General features: G+C 67.2%; 16 protein-coding genes. 11 read left to right on the top strand and 5 right to left on the bottom strand.

Annotated features, from left to right (window positions below; all coding sequences use genetic code 11):
* The first annotated feature begins 2 nt into the window (after positions 1-2).
* Positions 3-782, top strand: coding sequence for a DUF2939 domain-containing protein (locus tag V7082_RS14600; protein ID WP_334149760.1), 780 nt, complete (start codon positions 3-5; stop codon positions 780-782).
* A gap of 60 nt (positions 783-842) precedes the next feature.
* On the opposite strand, the gene V7082_RS14595 is transcribed toward V7082_RS14600, so the two are convergent.
* Both V7082_RS14595 and V7082_RS14590 read right to left on the bottom strand, forming a co-directional pair.
* Positions 843-1,394 (bottom strand): cytochrome b, encoded by a 552-nt coding sequence (locus V7082_RS14595; RefSeq protein WP_334149759.1) that lies wholly within the window; start codon positions 1,392-1,394, stop codon positions 843-845.
* Between the two features lie 297 nt (positions 1,395-1,691).
* A complete protein-coding gene (locus tag V7082_RS14590) occupies positions 1,692-2,327 on the bottom strand; it encodes a tetratricopeptide repeat protein (protein WP_334149758.1) in 636 nt (211 codons plus the stop codon).
* Positions 2,328-2,524: 197 nt separating this feature from the next.
* Between V7082_RS14590 and V7082_RS14585 the strand changes: the two genes are divergently transcribed.
* The 4 genes from V7082_RS14585 to V7082_RS14570 all read left to right on the top strand — a co-directional run bounded on the left by V7082_RS14585 (position 2,525) and on the right by V7082_RS14570 (position 6,990).
* Positions 2,525-3,799, top strand: coding sequence for a phosphopantothenoylcysteine decarboxylase domain-containing protein (locus V7082_RS14585; RefSeq protein ID WP_334149757.1), 1,275 nt, complete (start codon positions 2,525-2,527; stop codon positions 3,797-3,799).
* Positions 3,800-3,887: 88 nt separating this feature from the next.
* Positions 3,888-4,409, top strand: coding sequence for a dUTP diphosphatase (gene dut / locus V7082_RS14580; RefSeq protein WP_442909795.1), 522 nt, complete (start codon positions 3,888-3,890; stop codon positions 4,407-4,409).
* A 131-nt stretch (positions 4,410-4,540) separates the two neighbouring features.
* Positions 4,541-5,542 carry a cysteine synthase A gene (cysK, locus tag V7082_RS14575; protein ID WP_334149753.1) on the top strand — a complete coding sequence of 334 codons (1,002 nt, stop codon included), beginning with the start codon at positions 4,541-4,543 and terminating at the stop codon, positions 5,540-5,542.
* Positions 5,543-5,577: 35 nt separating this feature from the next.
* Positions 5,578-6,990 carry a PDZ domain-containing protein gene (locus V7082_RS14570; protein ID WP_334149751.1) on the top strand — a complete coding sequence of 471 codons (1,413 nt, stop codon included), beginning with the start codon at positions 5,578-5,580 and terminating at the stop codon, positions 6,988-6,990.
* A 271-nt stretch (positions 6,991-7,261) separates the two neighbouring features.
* Here the strand turns inward: V7082_RS14570 and V7082_RS14565 are convergent, their stop codons facing one another.
* Together V7082_RS14565 and ubiG are read right to left on the bottom strand one after the other, a co-directional pair.
* A complete protein-coding gene (locus V7082_RS14565) occupies positions 7,262-8,464 on the bottom strand; it encodes a pyridoxal-phosphate-dependent aminotransferase family protein (RefSeq protein WP_334149749.1) in 1,203 nt (400 codons plus the stop codon).
* A gap of 259 nt (positions 8,465-8,723) precedes the next feature.
* Positions 8,724-9,506, bottom strand: a complete 783-nt coding sequence (ubiG, locus tag V7082_RS14560; protein WP_334149747.1) for a bifunctional 2-polyprenyl-6-hydroxyphenol methylase/3-demethylubiquinol 3-O-methyltransferase UbiG — start codon at positions 9,504-9,506, stop codon at positions 8,724-8,726.
* Between the two features lie 218 nt (positions 9,507-9,724).
* Between ubiG and V7082_RS14555 the strand changes: the two genes are divergently transcribed.
* The 6 genes from V7082_RS14555 to clpB all read left to right on the top strand — a co-directional run bounded on the left by V7082_RS14555 (position 9,725) and on the right by clpB (position 19,998).
* Entirely contained in the window at positions 9,725-10,987 is a 1,263-nt protein-coding gene (locus V7082_RS14555) for an aspartate kinase (protein ID WP_334149745.1), read from the top strand.
* A gap of 170 nt (positions 10,988-11,157) precedes the next feature.
* On the top strand, positions 11,158-13,404 hold the full coding sequence (ptsP, locus tag V7082_RS14550) for a phosphoenolpyruvate--protein phosphotransferase (RefSeq protein ID WP_334149743.1): 2,247 nt from the start codon (positions 11,158-11,160) through the stop codon (positions 13,402-13,404).
* A 30-nt stretch (positions 13,405-13,434) separates the two neighbouring features.
* Positions 13,435-14,520: a peptide chain release factor 1 gene (prfA, locus tag V7082_RS14545; protein WP_334149741.1), complete on the top strand. Its 1,086-nt coding sequence runs from the start codon at positions 13,435-13,437 to the stop codon at positions 14,518-14,520.
* Complete coding sequence (gene prmC, locus V7082_RS14540; protein ID WP_334149739.1) at positions 14,510-15,424, top strand: peptide chain release factor N(5)-glutamine methyltransferase; 915 nt, start codon at positions 14,510-14,512, stop codon at positions 15,422-15,424. The genes prfA and prmC overlap by 11 nt, the downstream gene beginning before the upstream one ends.
* 557 nt (positions 15,425-15,981) lie before the next feature.
* On the top strand, positions 15,982-16,755 hold the full coding sequence (locus tag V7082_RS14535; protein ID WP_334149737.1) for a DUF4167 domain-containing protein: 774 nt from the start codon (positions 15,982-15,984) through the stop codon (positions 16,753-16,755).
* Positions 16,756-17,361: 606 nt separating this feature from the next.
* The gene (gene clpB / locus V7082_RS14530; protein ID WP_334149735.1) at positions 17,362-19,998 is read left to right on the top strand and encodes an ATP-dependent chaperone ClpB; all 2,637 of its coding nucleotides are present in this window, start codon (positions 17,362-17,364) and stop codon (positions 19,996-19,998) included.
* Positions 19,999-20,263: 265 nt separating this feature from the next.
* On the opposite strand, the gene V7082_RS14525 is transcribed toward clpB, so the two are convergent.
* Entirely contained in the window at positions 20,264-22,252 is a 1,989-nt protein-coding gene (locus V7082_RS14525; protein ID WP_334149733.1) for a M23 family metallopeptidase, read from the bottom strand.
* Positions 22,253-23,016: the final 764 nt, after the last annotated feature.

Raw genomic sequence — 23,016 nt, 5'->3', positions numbered from 1 at the left:
GCATGAGCCGAGCTCGGGGGCCGTCCGTTACGCGCCTGCTCAAGATGAGGTCCATCGGTCTCGTGGGCATCATCGCCCTCCTTGGATTCTATGTCGCCTGGCCCATCCAGGCCAGCTACGCGATCCGGACCTCGCTCGATGCGCAGAACGTCGAGGGGCTTAATGCCAAGATCGATTTTCCGAGCGTGCGCGCCTCTCTCAAGCCGGCCGTCACGGCGAAGGTGGACCAGATCGTCACGGATGCCCTCCGCAAGGCGGGCCCCGCGGGCGGCGCACTCGCCGACTCGCTCAAGACGAGCGTCGAGCCGCACATCGTGGACGGCGTACTCTCGGCGTTCGTCACGCCCGAGATGCTGATCCGCATCCATGCGAGCGGAAAGAGCTTCAAGGAAGCGCTCGAGGGGGTGGTGCTCGAACGCGCCGCCGAGGCGCCGGGGCTCGCCACGTTCATGATCCGGCCCGAGGGCGGTGCGGGCAGTGGGTCACCGAGTGGGATCGAGCAGATTGCCGGCAAGCTCGGCATCGACACGCGCAAGGTTCTGGGCGGCGGCGGCGCGACGGGGCCGGCGGCCCAGACGCCTGCGGCCGATCTTCTGCCTGCCAAGAGCGGCGCGAAACCGACCTACGGGCTCGGCAACATCAAGCATTTCTCGTTCAAGGGACCGCTCGGCCTCTCAATCGGCGTCGCGCGCGATGCGGATGCGCCGAAGCCCGAGCTGACGGCGGAGCTGGGATTCGTCGACGGCACGTGGAAGCTCACGGGGCTGGTGCCGGAGCCCTAGCGGCGACAGCTCAGCCTGCGACGGAATTGCGGCGGCCGAAGCGCACGGGCGGACGTGCGCTCAGCGGTCCGGGAAGGATCGCAGCATGCGGCGTAGCGTGGGGTCGCGGTCCCAAAGGTGATGCTTCAGCGCGCCGCACACGTGCACGACGACCAGCACGGCCAGGAGCCAGCCGCACGTCGCGTGCACCCAGGAGGCCACCTCGTTGGAGGCGACATGCTTCTCGGCGAGCAGCTGCGGCAGCACCGACACGCCGAAAACCTCGACCGGACGCGCATAGGTCACGGACTTGAGCATGCCGCTCAGCGGCATGACGACGGTGAGCGCCAGCAGCGCAACGTGCGTGTGGCGCGCCGCGCGCGCCTCCGCCAGCGACATGGGGCCGGCCGGCTCGGGAAAGCCCTGCCGCAGGCGCCAGACCAGGCGCACGAGTGCCAGCGCGCCGACCAGCACGCCGAACGACTTGTGGACCTGGATCCAGGCTGTCTTGCCGGGGCCGCTCGGCATGGCGCCGATCACCATGCCGAACGCGATCATGCCGACGATGCCGGCGGCGACGGCCCAGTGCAGCGAGATGCTTCCCTTGCCGAAGCCGTGGACCGTATCGCTCATTCGGCCTCGTCCTCTCTCGGCTGCAGGAGCCCGCGAAGCGGATCCGGGGGCCCAAGAACACGGCGTCGACGAAGTTCGCCTCGTCGATCAGCTCGCTGCCCCTGCGCGAGAAAAATCAGGAACTGGTTTCCCGCGTCTATTCGCCTTTCGGCGAATGCAGCGCGAAAAGGCTGGCGATGTTCAACCAATGTCTAGCGTGGAGCCTCTGCGCTCCCGGATTGCTCGGGAATAAATCCAAAGGGCTGCGTGGAACCTGTGCAAGCCGTCGATGAGGCCGATGAGTGACGCTTCGGCGCGCTACGACGTCGCGGCGCGGCACTCCTCGTCGGCGGGAAGCGGGTCGCAGGTGGGCGAGCCGACGCAGATCTCGAACGCGCGGCGAACGTCGCGCGTGTAGAGGCCGTCGATCGGGCCCCGGTAGATCCCCTGGGCCTCGAGGCCGCACTGGTAGAGCTTGACGAGAGGCTCGCCGCCGAAGCGCATGGCCTGCTCGTAATCGCGCAACGCCCCTGCGCGCTCGCCGAGCGCCTGGCGGATGTGGGCGCGGGTATCGTGCGCGTGCGGGCTCGACGGCGAGAGCTTGAGCGAGCGCTCGACGTCGCTCGTGCCCTCGGCGTGGCGGTCGAGCTTGTAGAGAACCCAGGCGCGGTTGTTGAGAGCCATGGCCGAGGACGGATCAAGCGCGATCGCTTGGTCATAGTCAGGCAACGCCTGCGCCAGGGCGCCCTCGAGCGACAGGGCGAGCGCACGCATGGCGTAGGCGAGGCTCTTGGTGCCGGCGTCCAGGTTCGGGCTTTCGATCAGCTCGGTGCAGGCGGTGATGCGCCGCGCGTTGTTGTCGCTGAAGCATTCGGCGATGGTGTTGGAGGAGACAGGGGATGACAGCGTACAGGCCGCCACCAGGGTGGCCAGCGGCACGATCAGGCGTCTCACGCGACCTTCCAGCGACGGGAGCGTCATCGGTAACCATCGGCTTCTGCTCCGCGGACGGGCGGAGCGCGTTTCATGGTATCATGGATAGTATGCTATGGGCTGGCCGCAATTGCGGCGCCGGCCGGGCCGCGGACCCCTGGATCCATGCCGGCCGCGTTGAAATCCGTGACCAACCGAGGCTCCAGGCGCGAGATCCCATGAAGCGCGTTCTCCTGATCATCGGCGGCGGCATCGCCGCCTACAAATGCCTCGACCTCATCCGCCGCCTCGGCGAGCGGGGGATCGCCGTCAGGTGCGTGATGACCAAGGCGGCGCAGGCCTTCGTCACGCCGCTTGCGGTCGGCGCGGTCAGCAATGCGCGCGTGGCGACGGATCTCCTCGACCTCGAGGGCGAGCGCGAGATCGGCCACATCCGCCTCGCGCGCGACGCCGATCTCGTTGTCGTGGCGCCTGCGACCGCCGATCTCCTGGCGCGCATGGCGCAGGGGCACGCCGACGATCTTGCGACGGCGGTGCTGCTCGCGACACGGGCGCCCGTGCTGGTCGCGCCGGCCATGAATCCCGCCATGTGGAGCCATCGGGCGACCCGGCGCAATGTCGCGCTGCTCGCAGCGGACAGCGTGCACGTCATTGGTCCCAATGCGGGCGAGATGGCGGAGAAGGGCGAGGCTGGCGTCGGGCGCATGGCGGAGGTCGCAGAGCTCGTCGCGCGGATCGAAACGCTGCTCGGCGCCGGGGCGCGCGAAGGCGGCTTCGGGTTTCTTGCCGTGTCCGACACGCGGACGGCCCGCCCGGCGGCGTGCTCGCTGCTCCTGGCCGGCCGGCATGTGCTGGTGACGAGCGGGCCCACGCACGAGCCGATCGATCCCGTTCGCTATATCGCCAACCGCTCCTCGGGGAAGCAGGGCCATGCCATCGCCGCGGCGGCGTATCGGCTCGGGGCGCGGGTGACGCTCGTCTCGGGGCCGGTTGAGATCGCCGACCCGGCGGGCGTCGAGGTGCGCCATGTCGAGACCGCGCGCGAGATGCTGGCGGCGGTGGAAGCCGCCCTGCCAGCGGATGTCGCGATTTTTGCCGCCGCGGTCGCCGACTGGCGCGTGGCGGCGCCAGGCAACGGCAAGATCAAAAAGGCGGCGGGGGCGCCGCCCCCCGCGCTCGAGCTCGTCGAAAATCCCGACATCCTGCGCGCCATCGCCAAGCGCGGGCCCCGGCGGCCGACGCTCGTGATCGGCTTTGCGGCCGAGACGCAGGACGTGGTGGCGCAGGCCGCGGCCAAGCGCAAAGCGAAAGGCGCGGACTGGATCGTCGCCAACGACGTCTCAGAGGCGTCGGGCGTGTTCGGCGCCGACCGCAACCGGGTGCATGTCCTCACGGCCGACGGCGTCGAGGACTGGCCGGACCTGGACAAGTCCGAGGTGGCGGACGCCCTGCTGCGGCGCGCCGGGGCCTTTCTGAGCCGGGACACGGTGTAATGCCCATGACGACTGCTTTCTCCGACGCCTGCAGTCCGTCGTGCCGCCCGGCCGAAGGCGAGGCCGGTCCATGACGGGTGCGCGTGCGGTGAAGACGGGAACGCGCGTCCGCGTCGTGGTGCTAGCTCATGGCAAGGGACTGCCGCTGCCGGCCTATCAGTCTGACGCGGCGGCCGGGCTCGATCTCCTGGCGGCGGTCGGTGCCGGAGAGGCGGTGGTGATGGCTCCCGGGACGCGGGCGCTGATCCCGACCGGGCTCGCGATGGCGCTTCCGGCCGGGTTCGAAGGCCAGGTGCGGCCGCGCTCGGGGTTGGCGCTGAAGCATGGCGTCACGGTGCTCAACAGTCCGGGCACCATCGATTCCGACTATCGCGGCGAGGTGAAGGTCATCCTCGTCAATCTCGGTGATGCTCCCTTCACGGTGCGCCGGGGGGAGCGAATCGCGCAGCTCGTCGTGGCGCCGGTCACGCGGGCGGCGTTGATCGAAGCACGCGCGATCGGCGTCACGCGGCGCGGGGACGGCGGCTTCGGCTCGACCCGTGTCGCGACGTTGCCGCAGACATCGGCCAAGAAGAAAAATTATAAAAAATTAATAAAATCAAAGAAATAACTTCTTCTGCCGGGATGCATGCGAGGTCTCTGCGGCAGCAGATTTCCGTCAGGGGCCCTTTGGATGCAGAAAAAAATGTGCGAAAAGAAATTCCAGAAAACAGCACGACAAATCAAGGGCGGACCAGAGCGATGACGACCGATGCCAGCGAGATCAAAACCCTGACGGCGACCAAGAGCTGGGGGCGTGGACGGGTCTACGGAGATATCACCGAGACGATCGGGCACACGCCGCTGGTCCGCATCCGGCGCATGGCCAAAGACGCCGGCGCAGTGGCCGACGTGCTCATCAAACTCGAGTTCTTCAACCCGCTGTCCTCGGTCAAGGACCGCATCGGCGTCGCCATGGTCGATGTGCTCGAAGCTGAAGGCAAGATCACGCCGGGCAAGACGGTGCTGGTCGAGCCGACGTCGGGCAACACGGGGATCGGGCTCGCGTTCGTGGCCGCCGCGCGAGGCTACAAGCTGATGCTGGTGATGCCGGAATCCATGTCCATCGAGCGGCGGAAGATCCTCGCGCATCTCGGCGCGGAGCTCGTCCTGACGCCGGCCGCGGGCGGCATGCCCGGCGCCATCGACAAGGCAAACCAGATCCTGGCGGAAATGCCGGGGGCGGTGCAGCCGAGCCAGTTCGAGAATCCGGCCAATCCGCTCGTGCACGAGAAGACGACCGCCGAGGAGATCTGGAACGATACCCAGGGCAAGGTCGACGTGCTGGTGATCGGCGTCGGCACCGGCGGCACGCTGACGGGGTGCGGGCGCGCGCTCAAGGCGCGCAAGCCGTCGCTCAAGATCGTCGCGGTCGAGCCCGACGGAAGCCCGGTGCTGTCCAAAGGCGCGCGTGGTCCGCACAAGATCCAGGGGATCGGTGCCGGCTTCGTGCCCAAGGTGCTCGATACCTCGTTCATCGACGAGGTGGTGACGGTCTCGAACGATCAGGCTTTCGATACGGCACGCGCGCTCGCAAAGCTCGAGGGCATTCCGGGCGGCATCTCGACCGGCGCCAACGTCGCGGCCTCGCTCGAAATCGCCAAGCGCGCCGATATGAGCGGCAAGACGATCGTCACGTTCGCGCCCTCGTGCGCGGAACGCTACTTCTCGAGCGAGCTGTTCGTCGAGGCGCCGAAGGCGTGAGTCGGGCCGGCGGCTCAGAGAAGAGGGGGCATCCGGTGCGGCCGTCACTCATATTCACGACCCTGCTGCTTGCGGCTCTGGCTTGCGGGGGGACCGCGAACGCCGAAGGCCCGCGGTGGACGCCGCTGACAGGGCTTCTCGCGCCGAGCGGCACGCCAGATGCGGCGACCGGCGTGCCAACGGAGACGTCATCGACTGACGCTCCCACGCCGCCCAAGGCCGCCGAGGCCGTCTCCGGCGTCGGTCCTGCGGCGCCGCTCACGCTCAAGGTGACGCCCGGACGCGCCCCGACGGACGGGTCGCCGCAGGCTTCGCTCGGCGTCAAGGCCGTGACGGTCGACGCCGATCTGGCCGGGGCGCTCGATCTCGGCGCGGTGCGCGGCGCGTTGGTGACGGAGACCGGCGCGGCTGCGGCCGGTGGCGCGGGCCTCATCGCGGGCGACATCATCGTGGCGGTCGATGGCCGTGCCGTCGCGGGTTCCGATGCGGTGACCGAGGCCCTGCGGGACCTTGCTCCGGGGCGGGAAACCAGCGTGACCGTGCGGCGCGTCAGCGCCGGCGCCCGGGATCTCGAACGGTTGCTCGTCGCGCGCGCCGGGGCGGGGAACGTGGGCGCGGCGGCGAGCCTCGGGCGCTTCTATGCGCAGGGGCACGTGTTCGGAGAGAAAGCTCCGGGCAAGGCGGCGTCCTTTGCGCTCCAGGCGGCAGAGGGCGGGCACCTGGCCTCGATGACGCGATATGCGCTGTTCGCGAAGGACGGCATCGGGATCCCCAAGGACGAGGCGCTGGCGGCGCGATGGTTCCGCAAGGCGGCGGACGGCGGCCAGGACGCGGCCATGACCAATCTCGGGACCCTCTATGAGGGCGGGCGCGGCGTCACGCAGGATTACGCCGAGGCGGCGCGCTGGTATCGGGCAGCCGTCGACAAAGGGCACGTGTTCGCCATGCACCGGCTTGCGCTGCTCTACGAGGCGGGGCGCGGCGTCAAGCAGGACGACGGGGAGGCGGTGCGGCTCTTGCAGGCGGCCTCCGACAAGGGGCTTAGCGAGGCCACGTCATGGCTGGCCGACAAATACGAGCAGGGCCGCGGCGTGCCGAAGAACGAGGAGGAAGCGTTCCGGCTTAATGCACGCGTGGCGGACGAGGTGCGACGGGCGGCCGAGCTCGGCAACGCGGTGGCGACGTTCAACCTCGGCATCCTCTATCGCGCCGGCAAGGGCGTGGCGAAGAGCGACACGGAGGCGGCGTCCTGGATCGTGAAGTCGCTCAAGCTCGGCGACACGTATCTCGTCTCGGAGCTGATGCGCAACCCGAACGTGCTGTCGGAAGCCGACCGTAAGTGGGTGCAGGAGGTGCTGCGCGACGCCGGCGCCTACACGGGGCCAATCGACGGCGCATTCACGCCCGAGGTCCGCACGGCGATGGAGCAGCTCGGCCGCAAGGTCTGACACGCTCGCTTTTTACACCCACCATGGCGGGGACCGACCCGCTATCCGGGGTTTCACTCGCCGGCGCTCAAGCAAAGCTCTGTCGTGGCGAAGCTGCGCGGAAGAAAAGGCGGAGGTCGGAGCCAGTTGCCCCTGGATGGCCGCCTCAAGCCCGGCCATGGAGTGGGGACGAAGCCGAAGAGCAAGTGGTGAGACCCGCGGCTCCCTCAAACACCATGGCCGCCCTTGAGGCGGCCATGGTTGTTTTTTGAGGGTTGGCGAAGCTCAGCGCTTAGGCCGCCTTGGCGGTCGCGGGCTTGGCGCTGTCGGCGATGCAGGCCATCGCCGACTGCACGCCGCCCTTCCTGTGCGGGACGCCGGCGAGCTCGAGGGCCATCTCGACGCCGGTCAACGCGCCGAGCACGGTGAGCTCGTTGGTGTCGCCCAGGTGCGCGATGCGGAAGGCCTTCCCGGCCAGCCTGTTCAAGCCGGTGCCGAGCGACATGTTGAAGGTCTCGAGCACGAGCTTGCGGAAGGCGTCGGCGTTATGCCCGTCGGGCATCAGGACCGTGGTGACGGCGGGGCTGTCGTACTTCGCCTCGCGGCAGTTGACCTCAAGGCCCCAAGCGCGCACGGCGGCGCGAACCGCTTCACCCAGACGCGCGTGGCGGGCGAGCACGTTCTCGAAGCCTTCCTCGTTGATGAGGCGGATCGACTCGTCGAGACCGTAGAGCAGGCCGGTTGCCGGCGTGTAGGGGAACCAGCCGTCGGCGTTGAAGGCCAGCATGTCGTCCCAGGAGAAATAGCAGCGCGGCAGCGTCGCGGTCTTCGAGGCGGCGAGCGCCTTCTCGGAGATCGCCGTGAACGACAGGCCGGGCGGCATCATCAGGCCCTTCTGGGAGCCGGCGACGGTGACGTCGATGCGCCATTCGTCGTGGCGCAGATCGGCCGCGGCGAGGCCCGAGATCGAATCGGTCATCAGCAGGGCGGGATGCTTGGCGGCATCGAGCGCACGGCGCACCTCGTCGAGGCGCGTCATGCAGCCGGTCGACGTCTCGTTGTGGACCACGCAGACGGCCTTGATCGCCTTGTCCTTGTCCTTGCGCAGACGGGCTTCGATCTCGTTCGCGTCGGCGCCGATGCGCCAGTCGGTTTCGATCATCTCGGCGTGGAGGCCCAGGCGATCCGCCATCTGCTTCCAGAGCACGGCGAACTGGCCGGTCTCGACCATCAGCACGCGGTCGCCGGGCGAGAGCGTGTTGGTCAATGCGGATTCCCATGCGCCGGTGCCGGACGACGGGTAGATGATGACGTGGCCATCGGTCTTGAACAGGCCCTTCACGCCCGCGAGGACACGCTTGCCGAGCTTCTGGAATTCGGGGCCGCGGTGATCGAGAATCTGGCGCGCCATGGCGGCGATGACGCGCTCGGGTATGGGAGTCGGGCCGGGAATCTGCAGGAAGTGCCGGCCAGGGCGGCGTGGCTCGTTCAACATCAATCGTCCCCTTCTTCGCCCCGCGTTAGCCACCCGTGTCCTCAGGAGCGATTCTCTCCGAAGGAAGAAGGGCCTGCCGATTTTTTGGTTCGCGCGAGCAGCGCAGCTATAGGAAGGAAAACGGAAACGCGTCAAGCGCGATAACCCGCATCAGAGCGCCATTCGGCTGGTAATTTTCCAGAAATGCGGGCGCGGGACGGTATGACGCGGATGCGTTTTGCGAAAATCGCCATGTCCCTGGAAAAATTTTGCGAGCGGGTCAGGCGTCCGGCTTGGTGGCGGAGAGCAGATAGTTGACGCCGGTATCCGGGGATAGGCTCCAGGCGTCGCGCAACGGGTTATAGACGAAGCCCATGAGGCGCGGCGCGGCGAGACCGGCGGCCGCGGTGTGGCGGGTGAGCTCGTCCGGCGTCACGAAGCGGTCCCACTGGTGCGTGCCGCGCGGCAGCCACCCGAGCATGTACTCGGCGGCGACGATGGCGAGCGCGTAGGACTTCATCGTGCGGTTGATGGTCGAGAGGATCAGCATGCCGCCGGGGCGGACGAGGCCGGCGCAGGCGGCTACGAAGGCGGCGACATCGGGCACGTGCTCGACCACCTCCAGGCACACCACCGCGTCGTAGCGGGCGCCTTCCGCGGACAGTGCCTCGACCGTGGTCACGCGATAGTCGATCGCGAGGCCCTGCGGCTCGGCGTGTCCGCGGGCGATGGCGATGTTCTTCTCGCCCGGGTCGATGCCGGTGACGCGGGCACCGAGGCGCGCTAAGGGCTCGGACATCAATCCGCCGCCGCAGCCGACGTCCAGGACAGACAGATCCTTCAGAGGGCGAAGCCCGCCGGTCTCGCGGCCGAAATGGCGCGCAAGCTCGTCGCGCACGAAGGTCAGCCGGGTCGGGCCGATCTGATGCAGCGGGCGGAACTTGCCGGTCGGGTCCCACCAGGCCCTGGCGAGCGCCTGGAAGCGCTCGACCTCGGTCGGGTCGAGGTTGCTTGGGCCGGCGTTGCGGCGGTCGGCTGGGGCGTGGTCGGGGCTTTCGTTCATGGCGGCAACGTGACAGGCGAGGCACAATTGTCAATGTTGCGGAACGCAGTTGCGGCGGCGCGATGTTCCCGGTAATAGAACGGCCGAAACGAGGGCCGATCACGGGGCGCGCACGGCGGGTCCTGGCCGTGGCCGGCCGCCGCCGGAAGCGCCCTTCCATACGCGATTTCCTACAGTAACGGGTTTTCTGCCACACCGGGATCAAGGCGGTCTAGGCCATGGCTGTTGTCGTGATGAAATTCGGTGGGACCTCGGTCGCCGACGTCGAGCGCATCAAGAACGTCGCGCGCCACGTCAAGCGCGAGGTCGATGCCGGCAACAAGGTGGCCGTGGTCGTCTCGGCCATGGCGGGCGCGACGAACCAGCTCGTGGCCTGGGTGAACGAGGCGTCGCCGCTGGCCGACAAGCGCGAGTACGATGCGGTCGTGGCCTCGGGCGAGCAGGTCACGGCGGGATTGACGGCCATCGTGCTGCAGTCGATGGGTGTCAAGGCGCGCTCGTGGCAGGGCTGGCAGGTGCCCATCGAAACCAATACGGCGCATGGGGCCGCGCGCATCGCCGGCATTTCCGGCGAGGATCTGAGGCGCTCGCTCGATCAGGGCGAGGTGGCGGTTATCACCGGCTTCCAGGGCATCGAGCCAGGCACGCGGCGCGTCGCAACCCTGGGGCGCGGGGGATCGGATACGAGCGCGGTTGCCGTCGCCGTCGCGCTCAAGGCCGATGTCTGCGACATCTACACCGACGTGGATGGCGTCTATACGACCGACCCTCGCATCGTCGCCAAGGCCCGGCGGCTGCCGAAGGTCAGCTACGAGGAGATGCTCGAGATGGCGTCCTCGGGCTCCAAGGTGCTGCAGACGCGCTCGGTCGAGCTGGCCATGGTCAATCAGTTGAAGACGCGCGTGCTTTCGAGCTTCGTCAAGCCGGAGGACATGGCGCCGGTCCGGGCCGGCAACCTTGAGAATATCGGCACAATCGTTTGCGGCGAGGATGAGATCATGGAAACGCAAGTCGTCAGCGGCATCGCCTACGCCCGGGACGAGGCGAAAATCACCATGCTCAAGGTCGAGGATAAGCCCGGCATCGCGGCGCGCATTTTCGGGCCGCTCGCCGACGCGTCGATCAACGTCGACATGATCGTGCAGAACGTCGCCGCCGACGGGCACCATACGGACCTGACCTTCACGGTACAGGCCGCGGAGCTCGCGCGCGCGCTCGAGGTGCTCAAGGCGGCGCGCGCCGACATCGGCAACTTCGAGCTCAAGAGCTCGGCGGACGTGGCCAAGATCTCGGTGATCGGCATCGGCATGCGCAGTCACGCCGGTGTTGCGGCGCAAATGTTCAAGGCCCTGTCGGAGAAGGGGATCAATATCCTCGCGATCTCGACTTCCGAGATCAAGATCAGCGTGTTGATCGATGCGGCCTATGCGGAGCTCGCTGTCCGTACACTGCACACCATATACGGTCTCGATGCGGCTTAGCGGTCGCAAAACGGTCGTTAAGACCAAGCTATCGCTTTTCGCGCGGCATTTCCGTATTCGCGCTCAATTTAACGTATAACGGCGCATGACCCCGTCCTTACCGAGGGGCTTGTGGAACTTTTTACGGCCAATTGCACATGCACTCGAGACGCGGCGATGAGCCCCGTGTGATGCCCTCCGAGCCGGCGCTGCGTGTCATCATGCGCCGGCTGCGCGACATCATGGGCGAGCCGTCCGATGGGCAGGAGCGTCTCGACAAGATCGTGCGCCAGATCGCCGGCGTCATGGTCGCCGATGTGTGCTCGATCTACCTGCGCCGCCAGGACGGATCGCTCGAGCTGTTCGCGAGCGAGGGCCTCAACCCGACCTCGGTGCACGCCACGATGCTCAAGAAGGGCGAGGGCCTCGTCGGCCGGTGCGCCGAGCTCGGCGTGCCGATCAACGAGCCGGACGCGGCCAAGCACCCGGCGTTCTCCTACCGGCCGGAGACGGGCGAGGAGGTCTACCATTCGCTCCTGGCGGTGCCGATCCAGCGCAGCGGACAGGTGCTCGGCGTGCTGGTCGTGCAGAACCGGACGGTCAAGGAGTACTCCGACGAGGACGTCGAGGTGATGCAGGCGACGGCGATGGTCGTCGCGGAGCATCTCGTCTCGGGCGCGGTCTCCGGCGTCGGATCGACGATCGAGCTGTCGCGCGTCGTCACGGGCGAGCCGATCTCGGACGGCATCGCGCTCGGGCATGTGATGCTGCATGAGCCGCGCATCGTCGTCACCAAACTCATGGCCGACGATCCGGCGGCGGAGCTCCGGAGGCTCGACGAGGCGATGCATGAGCTCAAGACGTCGCTCGACGACATCCTGAGCCACGAGCTGCTGTCGGGGGCCGGCGATCACCGCGACGTGCTCGAGGCTTACCGGATGTTCGCGCATGACCGGGGCTGGGAGCGTCGGCTGCGCGAGGCGGTGCAGAGCGGTCTCACGGCGGATGCGGCCGTGGAGCGCGTCAAGAACGGCACGCGCGCGCGCATGCTGAAGCAGCCCGATCCCTTCTGGCGCGAGCGGCAGCGGGATCTGGACGATCTCTCCGATCGCCTGCTCAGGATTCTCGCCGGCGTGCCCATGGGGCCGCTCGATTCACAGGAGATGCCGGCCGACACCATTCTGGTCGCGCGGGCCATGGGGCCTGCGGAGCTGATCGATTACGACCGCACCAAACTGCGCGGCCTCGTCATCGAGCACGGAAGCGGGCAGAGCCACGTCGCCATCGTCGCCAAGGCGCTGGGGATCCCGGCGGTCGGCCAGGCGGAAGGGATCGTCGAGCGCGTGACGGCCGGGGATGCGATCATCGTCGATGGCGTCATCGGCGAGGTGCACGTCCGCCCGTCCACGGAGGTCGTTTCCGCCTATACGGACAAGGTGCGCTTCCGCGCGCGGCGCCAGAAGCACTACGAGGCCCTGCGCGACCTGCCCGCCGTCACCCGGGACGGCGAGGAGGTCACGCTGCAGATCAACGCCGGCCTGCTGGCGGACATGGCGCATATCAAGGAATCGGGCAGCGACGGCATCGGGCTTTTCCGCACCGAGCTCATGTTCATGCTCTCGCACAGCCTGCCGCGCGTGGAGCGGCAGACGCAGGCCTACGAGGCGGTGCTGAACGAGGCCGGCGGCAAGACGGTGGTGTTCCGCTCCCTCGACATCGGCGGCGACAAAGTGCTGCCCTACCTGCCGCACGTGCCGGAGGAGAACCCCGCCATCGGGTGGCGCGCGGTGCGCATGTCGCTCGACCGGCCGGCGCTGTTCCGCATGCAGATCCGGGCGCTGCTCCGCGCTGCGGCGGGGCGCGAATTGCGCGTTATGATTCCCATGGTGTCCGTCGCGACCGAGATGGACGAGATCAAGGTGCTGATCGACAAGGAGCGCGATCTCGCCGTCCGGCGCGGGTGGGCGGCGCCGGGCAGGCTCCTGATCGGCGCCATGATCGAGGTGCCGAGCGTGCTGTTCGAGCTCGACGAGCTCTTGCCGCGCGTCGACTTCGTATCGGTCGGCAGCAACGATCTCATTCAGTTCTTGTTCGCCGCCGACCGGTCGAACTCGCGCGTGGTGAACCGGTTCGACGTGCTGTCGGTGGCGTCTCTCAGGGCGTTGAAGCAGCTCGCCCGCGCCTGCCGCAGGCACCGGACGCCGCTCACGCTCTGTGGCGAGATGGCGGGGCGGCCGATCGAGGCCATGGCGCTGATCGGGCTCGGGTTCCGGTCGCTGTCGATGGCGCCCGCCTCGATCGGGCCGGTGAAGGCCATGATCCGTTCGCTCGAGGCGAAGGCGATCACCAAGCTGCTCGACGAGCTGCTCGTGGGGCGCAGCGGAAACCTGAGGCCGGATATCGAGGATTTTGCCGTGCGCAACGGTATCGAGATATAAAACGCAACCACCTCCACATCCCGAAGACCCATGAGCGTCATCCCAAAAGAAAAGCTCGCGCGGCTTGTCGAGCGCTTCGAGACCATTCAGGCCGAGCTCAACCAGGGCCCGGCGCAGGCGACGTTCGTGAAGCTCTCCAAGGAGTTCTCCGATCTGCAGCCGCTGATCGCGGCGGTGCGGGAGCTGGAGGCGGCCGAAAAGGAGCAGAGCGACCTCGAGGCGCTCGTCAACGATCCGTCGCAGGACAAGACGATGGCCGAGATGGCGCGGGAGGAGCTCACCGCCATCGGCCCGCGGATCGAGGAGATGGCGCAGACGCTGCGCATCCTGCTTCTGCCAAAGGATGCGGCGGACGAGAAGAGCGCCATCCTCGAGGTGCGGGCGGGCACCGGGGGCGACGAGGCGGCGCTGTTCGCCGCCGACCTCTTCCGCATGTACCAGCGCTATGCCGACAGCAAGGGGTGGTCGACGGAGATTATCTCGATGTCGGAGAGCGATCTCGGCGGCTACAAGGAGGTGGTGGCCTCCATCACCGGCCGCGGCGTGTTCGCGCGGCTCAAGTACGAGAGCGGCGTGCATCGCGTGCAGCGCATCCCGGCGACCGAGAGCGGCGGGCGCATCCATACCTCGGCGGCGACGGTCGCGGTGCTGCCCGAGGCCGAGGACATCGACATCGACATCAAGGACCAGGACATCCGCATCGATACGATGCGCGCCGGCGGCGCGGGCGGTCAGCACGTCAACAAGACGGACAGCGCGGTGCGCATCACGCATCTCCCGACGGGAATCATCGTCGTCTCCGCGGAGAAGAGCCAGCACCAGAACCGCCGCCTCGCCATGCAGGTGCTGCGCTCGCGGCTGTTCGAGCTCGAGCGCGAGCGGGCCGACAGCGCGCGCAGTCAGGCGCGCAAGAGCCAGGTGGGATCGGGCGACCGCTCGCAGCGTATCAGGACCTACAACTTCCCGCAGGGACGCGTGACCGATCACCGGATCAACCTGACGCTGCACAACATCGACCGCGTCATGGAAGGCGTCGGCCTCGACGAGATCATCGATCCGCTTATCGCCGAGCATCAGGCTTCGGCGCTGGCCGAGATGGAACGCCATGGCGCCTGAGGCGGCCCGCGCGGCCATCGTGCCGTTCGCCGGGCTAGCGGCGCGCGAGGCGCAAGCTTCTCTCGGGCGCCTCCTCGGGGCCGCTGGCATCGACGGAGCCGTTCGGGATGCGCGGCTCTTGCTCATCGCGGCGCTCGGCATCTCCGCGACGGATCTGGTGCGGGCGCCGGACCGCCAGCTCACCGAGGCCGAGGGAGGCCGGCTTCAGGAGCTCGCGCGCCGACGCATGGCGCACGAGCCGGTGTCGCGCATTCTGGGCACGCGCGGGTTCTACGGCCGCACGTTCCGCATCACGCCGGCAACGCTCGATCCGCGGCCCTGCACGGAGACCGTGATCGAGGCGGCGCTCGAACTGGCGAACCGCGAAGGCTGGCGCACGGCGCCGATCCGCATCCTCGACGTGGGAACGGGCTCGGGGGCGCTCATCGTCACGCTGCTTGCCGAGTTTCCGCAGGCGACCGGCGTCGGGACGGACGTCAGCGACGATGCGCTCGCCGTTGCGCGCGACAATGCGGAGCGGCTCGGCGTCCTCTCCCGCGCGACGTTCCTCAACCGGCATCTCCTCGAGGGCGTGGACGGGCCGTTCGATCTCGTGGTTTCGAACCCGCCCTACATCCCGTCCGCGGAGATCGCGGAACTCGCGCCCGAGGTCCGGGATTTCGATCCGGTGGGCGCGCTCGACGGCGGGCCGGACGGCCTGGCGTTCTACCGCGCGCTCGCCGCGGGTCTCCCGGCCGTGGTGGTGCCGGGGGGATGGACGCTGGTGGAAGTGGGCGCAGGACAGGCGGCAGCGGTCGAATCGCTTTTCCGCCGTGCTGCCGCCGGAACGGGTGTCATGGAGATCAGATGCTGGACGGATCTGGGCCAGCATGTCCGATGTGTTGCAGCTCGGACACATCGTTAGCCATGACGCTAAAAACGCTTGGATTTGGTTCGCGCCGGGTCTAATGTAGGATTTAGAAAGTTTAGCCTCATGCGTCGCTTGTTTTTGACGGCAGTCCATCCGTTCACTTGGCTGTCATCCTTTCGCGCATGATGAAGTGCGACACAGGCGGACGAGAGCCGTCAGCGGTGCCCATTTGAAGGGCTCCCGACAGCGACCCAGAGCGCCCATCGCACTCACGCTCCTCCCTTTCGGACATATGCTGCTGTCGTTCGAGCACGTAAAAAGAGATGGATCTGGGTGGCGGACGCGGGGGTCCGCATGAACCCGATCGCTGGGCACACGCTGCTTCGTCGCGGGCGTCGTGTCGCGGTCGTTATCCGAACGGGGGTTTTCGGGCGCGCCGGGAAACCGGTCCGAGGTCTTTGACGCGATACACGGTTCCGGCTCGGTCGGTTGGACCTCCGGGATCGTGGTCGAGCGGAGCGTGGCCGAGGGAGCTGCGAGGGATTTGAGCTTGCGTGCTTGGTATGCGTGCGCCAGCAGACGTTTTCTACAACTTGTCGAGAATGGAGCCCATGAGGCAGGGACAGCAGAACCGCAGAGGACGCGGCCGTAACAACAACAATAACAACAATCAGAACCGCAAGGGCCAGAACCCGCTGACGCGCAGCTTCGAAAGTACGGGGCCGGACGTCAAGCTGCGCGGTACTCCCGCTCATATCGCCGAGAAATACATCGCGCTGGCGCGGGATGCGCAGTCGTCGGGCGATCCGGTGCTGGCCGAGAACTATCTCCAGCACGCCGAGCACTACAACCGCATCATCATGGCGTTCCGCGAGCAGCAGATGGCGCAGGGCGGCGGCGACATCCAGAACGGAGCGGGGCGTCCGCGCCCTCCGGGCTTCGGCGAGCCGGTCGCCATGGGCGACGATTTCAGCGAGGACGAGTTCGGCGCCGAGGGCCAGCCGCAGCAGCTCTATTCCCCTCCGGCGCGCAGCGAAGGCGGGCATCAGCGCCCCGAGGGGCAACGCTTCGAAGGCGGCGGGCGTCCGTTCCATAATCGTGATCGCGGCGATCGGGACCGCGGCGAGCGCTTCCAGCGCGGCGACCGGCAGGAGCGCTACGAAAGGCCCGAACGGATCGATCGCGCCGATCGTCCGGATCGCGCGCCGCAGCCTGACGTCGGGCTGGAGGCGCAGCCGCCGCGTCGCGAGCGGACGGCGGTTCCGCATCACGAGCAGCCCGAGTTCCTGCGCCGTCCCGTGCGCCGCCCGCGTCGTGAGACGGCCGCAAGCGACGACGAGGCTGCAGCCGCCCCGACCCCGGCTGTCGAGGGCAGCGGTGACTAGAGCGTCGGGATTACGCTCTCTCTTTGATGAGACCTATTTTCCACACTTCAGGCTGATAGGGTCTGAAGTGTTCATGGTCCAGGCGCCTTTGTTTTCATTCTGAAATCGATTGGCACACCTGAAGGCTGCGGAGCGATCTGCGGCCTTTTGTCATTGCGCGTGCCGCCAATGGCGCGCTGCCGCTTTGCGGGGGCGCCGCCTCGGTCTCAATGCCGGTCTCGATGCCCCAGCCCGGTCGAGCGGACCCGAGGCCGTAACGGGGAAGCGCCTCTCGCGCCTCGGGCGGGAGCCGCTCGACGGGATAGCGAAACAGCCCCGTCCCCGCCTCGCACGCGCGCGTTCGAGCGCCTGTTGCTGCTCGGCCCATCCGGCTTTCTGAAATGGCGCGAGCTCCGCCCCTTTTTCCGGTGTCGGGCAGCCCTATATCTCGTTCAGCCGGCTACAGCCGAGTGCCGAACGGGCTCGGTTGCGGCCGCAGGGTGATTTATTCAAGACGGCGTTTCGGCTCGTGCCTGTGTTTGTCGCGAGCGTGCTCCCGAACGGGGATTGACCCGGCTGGGACGCACGGTCGAAGGGCGGCGAAGCGCGCTGAGGAGGTTAATGGTCATGGATTTTGAAAAGTATACCGATCGCGCCAAGGGGTTTGTGCAGTCTGCGCAGAGCCTCGCGATCCGAGAGGGACATCAGCAATTCGCGCCTGAGCATCTGCTCAAGGTGCTTCTCGAAGACAACGAAGGTGCAGCGTCCGGCTTGATCGCGCGCGCCGGCGGCGACGCCAAGGCTGCGCTCGCGGCCGTCGAGCGGTTGCTCGCCAAGCGTCCCAAGGTCTCGGGCGGCGGGGCCGGTCAGCTCTATCTGGCGCCCGAATTGGCGCGCGTGTTCGACAGTGCCGAGAAGATCGCCGAGAAGGCCGGTGACAAGTATGTCACGGTCGAGCGGCTGCTGCTTGCGCTGGCGCTCGAGAAGGGCTCGGAAGCCGGAAAGATCCTGGCTGAGGCGGGCGTCACGCCGGAGCGGCTCAACGCGGCCATCAACGAGATCCGCAAGGGGCGGACCGCGGACAGCGCGTCGGCCGAGCAGAGCTTCGAGGCGCTGAAACGCTACACGCGCGACTTCACGGAGGCGGCCGCCAACGGCAAGCTCGACCCCGTGATCGGGCGCGACGAGGAGATCCGCCGCACCATCCAGGTGCTCTCGCGGCGCACGAAGAACAACCCTGTGCTGATCGGCGAGCCCGGCGTCGGCAAGACGGCGATCGCCGAGGGCCTGGCGCAGCGCATCGTGCAGGGCGACGTTCCGGAGAGCCTCAAGGACAAGAAGCTGCTCGCGCTCGACATGGGCTCGCTGATCGCGGGCGCGAAGTTCCGCGGCGAGTTCGAGGAGCGCCTGAAGAGCGTGCTCAACGAGGTCACGGCCGAGGAAGGGCGCATCATCCTTTTCATCGACGAGCTGCATACCATCGTTGGCGCCGGCAAGGCGGAAGGCGCGATGGATGCCGGCAATCTCCTGAAGCCGGCGCTGGCGCGCGGCGAATTGCACTGCGTCGGCGCGACCACGCTCGACGAGTACAAGAAGCACATCGAGAAGGACGCGGCGCTCGCGCGGCGCTTCCAGCCGGTGTTCGTCGACCAGCCCTCGGTCGAGGACACGATCTCGATCCTGCGCGGCCTGAAGGAGAAGTACGAGCTGCATCACGGCGTGCGCATCACGGATTCGGCCCTCGTTGCGGCGGCGCAACTCTCGAACCGCTACATCACCGACCGCTTCCTGCCCGACAAGGCCATCGACCTCGTCGACGAGGCGGCGTCGCGGCTGCGCATGCAGGTGGACTCCAAGCCCGAGGAGCTGGACGCCATCGATCGCGACCTGATGCAGGCCAAGATCGAGCGTGAGGCGCTCAAGAAGGAGACGGATACGGCGTCTAAAGACCGGCTCGTCAAGCTCGAGAAGACGATTGCCGAGCTCGAGGAAAAGTCACGCCTGTTGACGGAGCGCTGGCAGTCCGAGAAGGACAAGCTCGGCTCGGCGCAGAAGGTGAAGGAGGAGCTCGACAAGAAGCGCACCGAGCTCACGCAGTCGCAGCGCAAGGGCGACTATGCGCGGGCCGGCGAGCTGGCGCACGCGGTCATTCCCGAGCTCGAGCGCAAGCTCAAGGCGATCGAGGAGAGCGAAGGCGCCAAGGGCGTGATGGTCGAGGAGGCGGTGACGCCGGCGCAGATCGCGGGCGTGGTCTCGCGCTGGACGGGCATTCCGGTCGACAAGATGCTCGAAGGCGAGCGCGACAAGCTCTTGCAGATGGAGCAGGCGCTCGAGCGCCGCGTCGTCGGGCAGCCGGAGGCCGTCAAGGCGGTGGCGACGGCAGTCAGGCGTGCGCGTGCGGGCCTGCAGGATCCGAACCGGCCGATCGGCTCGTTCATGTTCCTCGGGCCGACCGGCGTCGGCAAGACGGAGCTGACGAAGGCGCTGGCGGCGTTCCTGTTCGACGACGAGAGCGCGCTCGTGCGCATCGACATGAGCGAGTACATGGAGAAGCACTCCGTGTCGCGGCTTATCGGCGCACCTCCGGGCTACGTCGGCTACGAGGAGGGCGGCGCGCTGACGGAGGCCGTCAGGCGCCGGCCCTACCAGGTGATCCTGTTCGACGAGATCGAGAAGGCGCATCCGGACGTGTTCAACGTGCTGCTGCAGGTGCTCGACGACGGGCGCTTGACGGACGGGCAGGGCCGGACGGTCGACTTCAAGAACACGCTGATCATCATGACCTCGAACCTCGGGGCCGAGTACCTTGCCGATCCGCGCCAGCCGATGGGATTCGGCGCGCCGGGCGACAAGGACAAGGTGATGAGCGAGGAGGAAGCGTACGGTCTCGTCATGGATGCCGTGCGCCGCCACTTCCGTCCTGAGTTCATCAACCGCATCGACGAGATCGTCGTGTTCCACCGGTTGAAGCGCGAGGCGATGGCGTCGATCGTCGACATCCAGATCAAGCGGCTGCAGCAGCTCATCGCCGACCGCAAGATCACGCTCGAGCTCGACGATCAGGCGCGGACGTGGATCGCCAACAAGGGCTACGATCCGATCTACGGTGCGCGGCCTCTGAAGCGGGTGATCCAGAAGAGCGTACAGGATCCGCTTGCCGAGGAGATCCTGCGCGGCACGGTCAAGGACGGCGACACGGTGCGTGTGTCGGTCAAAGACGGCGCGCTGACACTCAATGGCGTGCAGGTGAAAGCGGCCGCGTAACTGGCGGCCGACGGCGGGCAACAGGCAGCGCCCTCTCCCAAAAGCGGGGGAGGGCACTTTGCTTTCTCGCCTTCCAAAAGCTGTTGCGAATTCGTGCCCCAGCTTGGATGCGCCGAAGGCAATCATTCGACGTCCAGCAAGCGGAAATTGGCGTGGGTGCCGGCCCCCACGCAAGCATCCAAATTCGCTGTGTCGGCAGGAACCTCGTGCAAGGGACGCGGCGCCGTCAATGCCGCAATACACCCTTCAGGGGAGGGATAAGGCGCTACTTGCTGGCCGTCATGACGGGCGCGCGGCGCATCAGCTCGTCGATGTGGTTGCGCTCTTTCGTGAACGCGGCGAGATCCTTGCCAGTGAGCTGACGCTCGCGCGGGACCTCGATCGAAAGCGGGTTCACGAACTGGTTGTTGACCAGGACCTCGAAGTGCAGGTGCGGTCCCGACGACAGGCCGGTCGTGCCGATGTAGCCGATGATCTGGCCCTGCCGCACCTTGACGCCGGGGGTCGCGCCCGGCGCGAAACGCGACATGTGGCTATAGGCGGTCTGATAGCCGTTCGCATGGCGGATGCGGATGTAGTTGCCGTTGTAGCCCTTGCGGCCGGATTCCTCGATCACGCCGTTGCCGGCGGCCATGATGGGCGTGCCCGGGGGGGCGGCCCAGTCGATGCCGGTGTGCATCTTGTATTCGCCGAGGAGCGGATGGCGGCGCAGGCCGAAGCCCGACGTGAGGCGGAGATCGTCGGCGCGCACGGGCCGCCTGTTCAGGAACTTCTTCGCGTTGTTGCCGCTGGCGTCGTAGTAGTCCACCTGGCCGTCGGGCGTGCGGAAGCGATAATAGCGGCGGGTCTCGTTGCCCGTGGTGATCGACGTGTAGAGAAGCTCGCCTGGCGGGCCGTCAGCGCCGCCTTCATCCTTCAGGTCGAAGAACATCTCGCAGGTGTCGCCCGATCTCAGCCGGCGGCGAAAGTCGGTTTCATAGGCGTGAATGCGCAGGATCTGCTGGATGGTCTCCGCCGGGACGCTCTCGGTCAGCGAAGCGTAGTAGAACGCCGCATAAAGGCTCGACGTCTGCGGCGCGCCGGCATCGCTCATCGCAAGCCTTATCAGGGCGTCGTCATCGAGCGGGCGGGCGCTGGCGACGAACTCGCCCGACGCGTTGCGCGTCACCGTCACCTTGTGCGCATGGCCCTCGTCGAAGATGGAGAAGCGGACCGGCTCCATGCGGTTCTGCGTCAGCGACGGCTGCAACGCGATGTGGACCTCTTGTCCGGCGGCAACGGATTTTTCCGGGAAGACCGGCTTCATGGCCTCGATCATCTCGCGCGCCTGCCAGGCGGGGGCTCCGGCTTCCACCAGAACCTCGGGCAGCTTCTGGCCCTCGCGCACCGTCTTGACGACAGGCTTCATGACGTCGATGTCGCTCGAGCCGCCTTCCTCGCCCGCCTTGGCAAGGACCGTGGTGTTGGGATCCGTGGCCGCTTGGGCTTTTCCGCCGGTGTCGGCATCGGAGCCGAGGGTCTCGTCGAGGCCGGTGTCGGTTCCGGCGAGCGCGGGGAGCGCTGCGCCGGGAGCGGCCGTGTCGGCGCCGGTAAAGCGGTTGACGATCTCGGCCACCTCGTCGTCGGCAACGCTCTGGCCATCTTCGATCGGCAGCACGCCGTTCAGGAGGTCGAGCACGCGGATGGAGACGTCAGTGGCTCCTGCGCCGGGCGAGGCGCCGTCGTCGCCGTCGTCTCCGATCGGCTTGTTGTCCGCATAGAGCTTGAACGGGTTGAAGGGCGGAATCTGTTCGGTCGCGTTCGACGGCACGGGGGCGAGGCGGGTCACCAGCCGCACGTAGGGCTTGGCGTAGATGTACTCGCGTCCCCCGCGACGCTGGCGCAGCGTTTCGTGGATGATGAAGCGTGTCGATTTGGCGCCGGTCGTCACCTGGAGCCGGTCGACCTTCGGAACGGCCCAGCGGAGGCCGTCGTCGTGGCGCAGCATGGCTTCGAGGGGCGGCGCCTCGGTGCTGGCGCGCAGGCGCTCGAGGGCCGGCATCAGGCCCGCCTCCGCCTCCTGCTTCTCGGCGGATCCGAAAATGACCACGAGGATCGAGATGCCGCCGACCGCTGCGGCGAGGCAGGTGCTCATCAGCCAGCGGAAGCGCCCTTCGCGCAGGGGCTCGGCGTGGTCGATGGCATACATATCGCGCGCGCCGCCGGCCTTGGCGCCGCGGTAGAGCGCGGGCGTGCGGCCGCGATCATGCCCCACGGACACCGATCTGCAACGTGCAATCGGGGCGTGACGTCGATGATCGATCACGGTCTCGCGTTCCCCTCCCGAGGCCCCTTAAAAGCAGGGCCGTCGCTCCTCATATCCCGGCTGAGCGGCCGGGTCCCCCATGCGCGCACTGGCTTTTCGGCGCAAACGTGCAAGCTTCAATTTCCTGCATAAAACTGGCGCTCTGATGGCGGCAGGATTGTGGGATGGACGCTGCTTGTGCCGCAGTGCAGCGACAGGAGCTGTGGATGACGGGTGCCCGGACCGGCTTCCGGAGGGCGCGATTCAAAATAAAATCGTTTTTTGTCAGTGTCTTATCAAATAAATTTGGGCCGACGTGAGGTTGGTGTTGACAGGGGCGTTAGTTTTGTATTTATTTGGTCCTTGTCGCGGGGCACACAGTGCTTCGCCGCCCTCGACGGGCATTGCTCTCTCGATAACATGTGGTTTCCAGCCGGGCCACCCGGTAGGAAACTCGTTGTCTTGAAAAGCCGGTCTAACCGATCGGCCGATGTTTTGTCGTCGGATTGCTCTTTGACAAGTCAAATTTGAAGGAAGAGAAGCGCAGGCGGCGGAGTCCTGGCGAGGTCTTCCATGTCTTTCGGGGCATGTGAGACCGGACGAGACTCTGGCGAAACTGCGTTTCAAGCCATCACCATGATGCGCCGGATGCGAGGCAACTCGTGTCATGGGCGCGTCAAGTGTGAAGGTGCCCGTTACGCAGTATCCTTGGATGAAACTCCAAGGCCGACCAG

It is taken from the genome of Hyphomicrobium sp. (genome assembly GCF_036833075.1).
Classification (GTDB): domain Bacteria; phylum Pseudomonadota; class Alphaproteobacteria; order Rhizobiales; family Hyphomicrobiaceae; genus Hyphomicrobium_C.
Note: the sequence above shows the minus strand (reverse complement) of the source record. Positions and strands in the feature narration are given on the sequence as shown.

Bases quoted from the DNA above. Each gene is read 5' to 3' on its own strand.
- V7082_RS14600 (WP_334149760.1), top strand. From the start codon at position 3: ATGAGCCGAGCTCGGGGGCCGTCCGTTACGCGCCTGCTCAAGATGAGG.
- V7082_RS14595 (WP_334149759.1), bottom strand. From the start codon at position 1,394: ATGAGCGATACGGTCCACGGCTTCGGCAAGGGAAGCATCTCGCTGCAC.
- V7082_RS14585 (WP_334149757.1), top strand. From the start codon at position 2,525: ATGAAGCGCGTTCTCCTGATCATCGGCGGCGGCATCGCCGCCTACAAA.
- cysK (WP_334149753.1), top strand. From the start codon at position 4,541: ATGACGACCGATGCCAGCGAGATCAAAACCCTGACGGCGACCAAGAGC.
- V7082_RS14565 (WP_334149749.1), bottom strand. From the start codon at position 8,464: ATGTTGAACGAGCCACGCCGCCCTGGCCGGCACTTCCTGCAGATTCCC.
- ubiG (WP_334149747.1), bottom strand. From the start codon at position 9,506: ATGAACGAAAGCCCCGACCACGCCCCAGCCGACCGCCGCAACGCCGGC.
- V7082_RS14555 (WP_334149745.1), top strand. From the start codon at position 9,725: ATGGCTGTTGTCGTGATGAAATTCGGTGGGACCTCGGTCGCCGACGTC.
- ptsP (WP_334149743.1), top strand. From the start codon at position 11,158: ATGCCCTCCGAGCCGGCGCTGCGTGTCATCATGCGCCGGCTGCGCGAC.
- prfA (WP_334149741.1), top strand. From the start codon at position 13,435: ATGAGCGTCATCCCAAAAGAAAAGCTCGCGCGGCTTGTCGAGCGCTTC.
- prmC (WP_334149739.1), top strand. From the start codon at position 14,510: ATGGCGCCTGAGGCGGCCCGCGCGGCCATCGTGCCGTTCGCCGGGCTA.
- V7082_RS14535 (WP_334149737.1), top strand. From the start codon at position 15,982: ATGAGGCAGGGACAGCAGAACCGCAGAGGACGCGGCCGTAACAACAAC.
- clpB (WP_334149735.1), top strand. From the start codon at position 17,362: ATGGATTTTGAAAAGTATACCGATCGCGCCAAGGGGTTTGTGCAGTCT.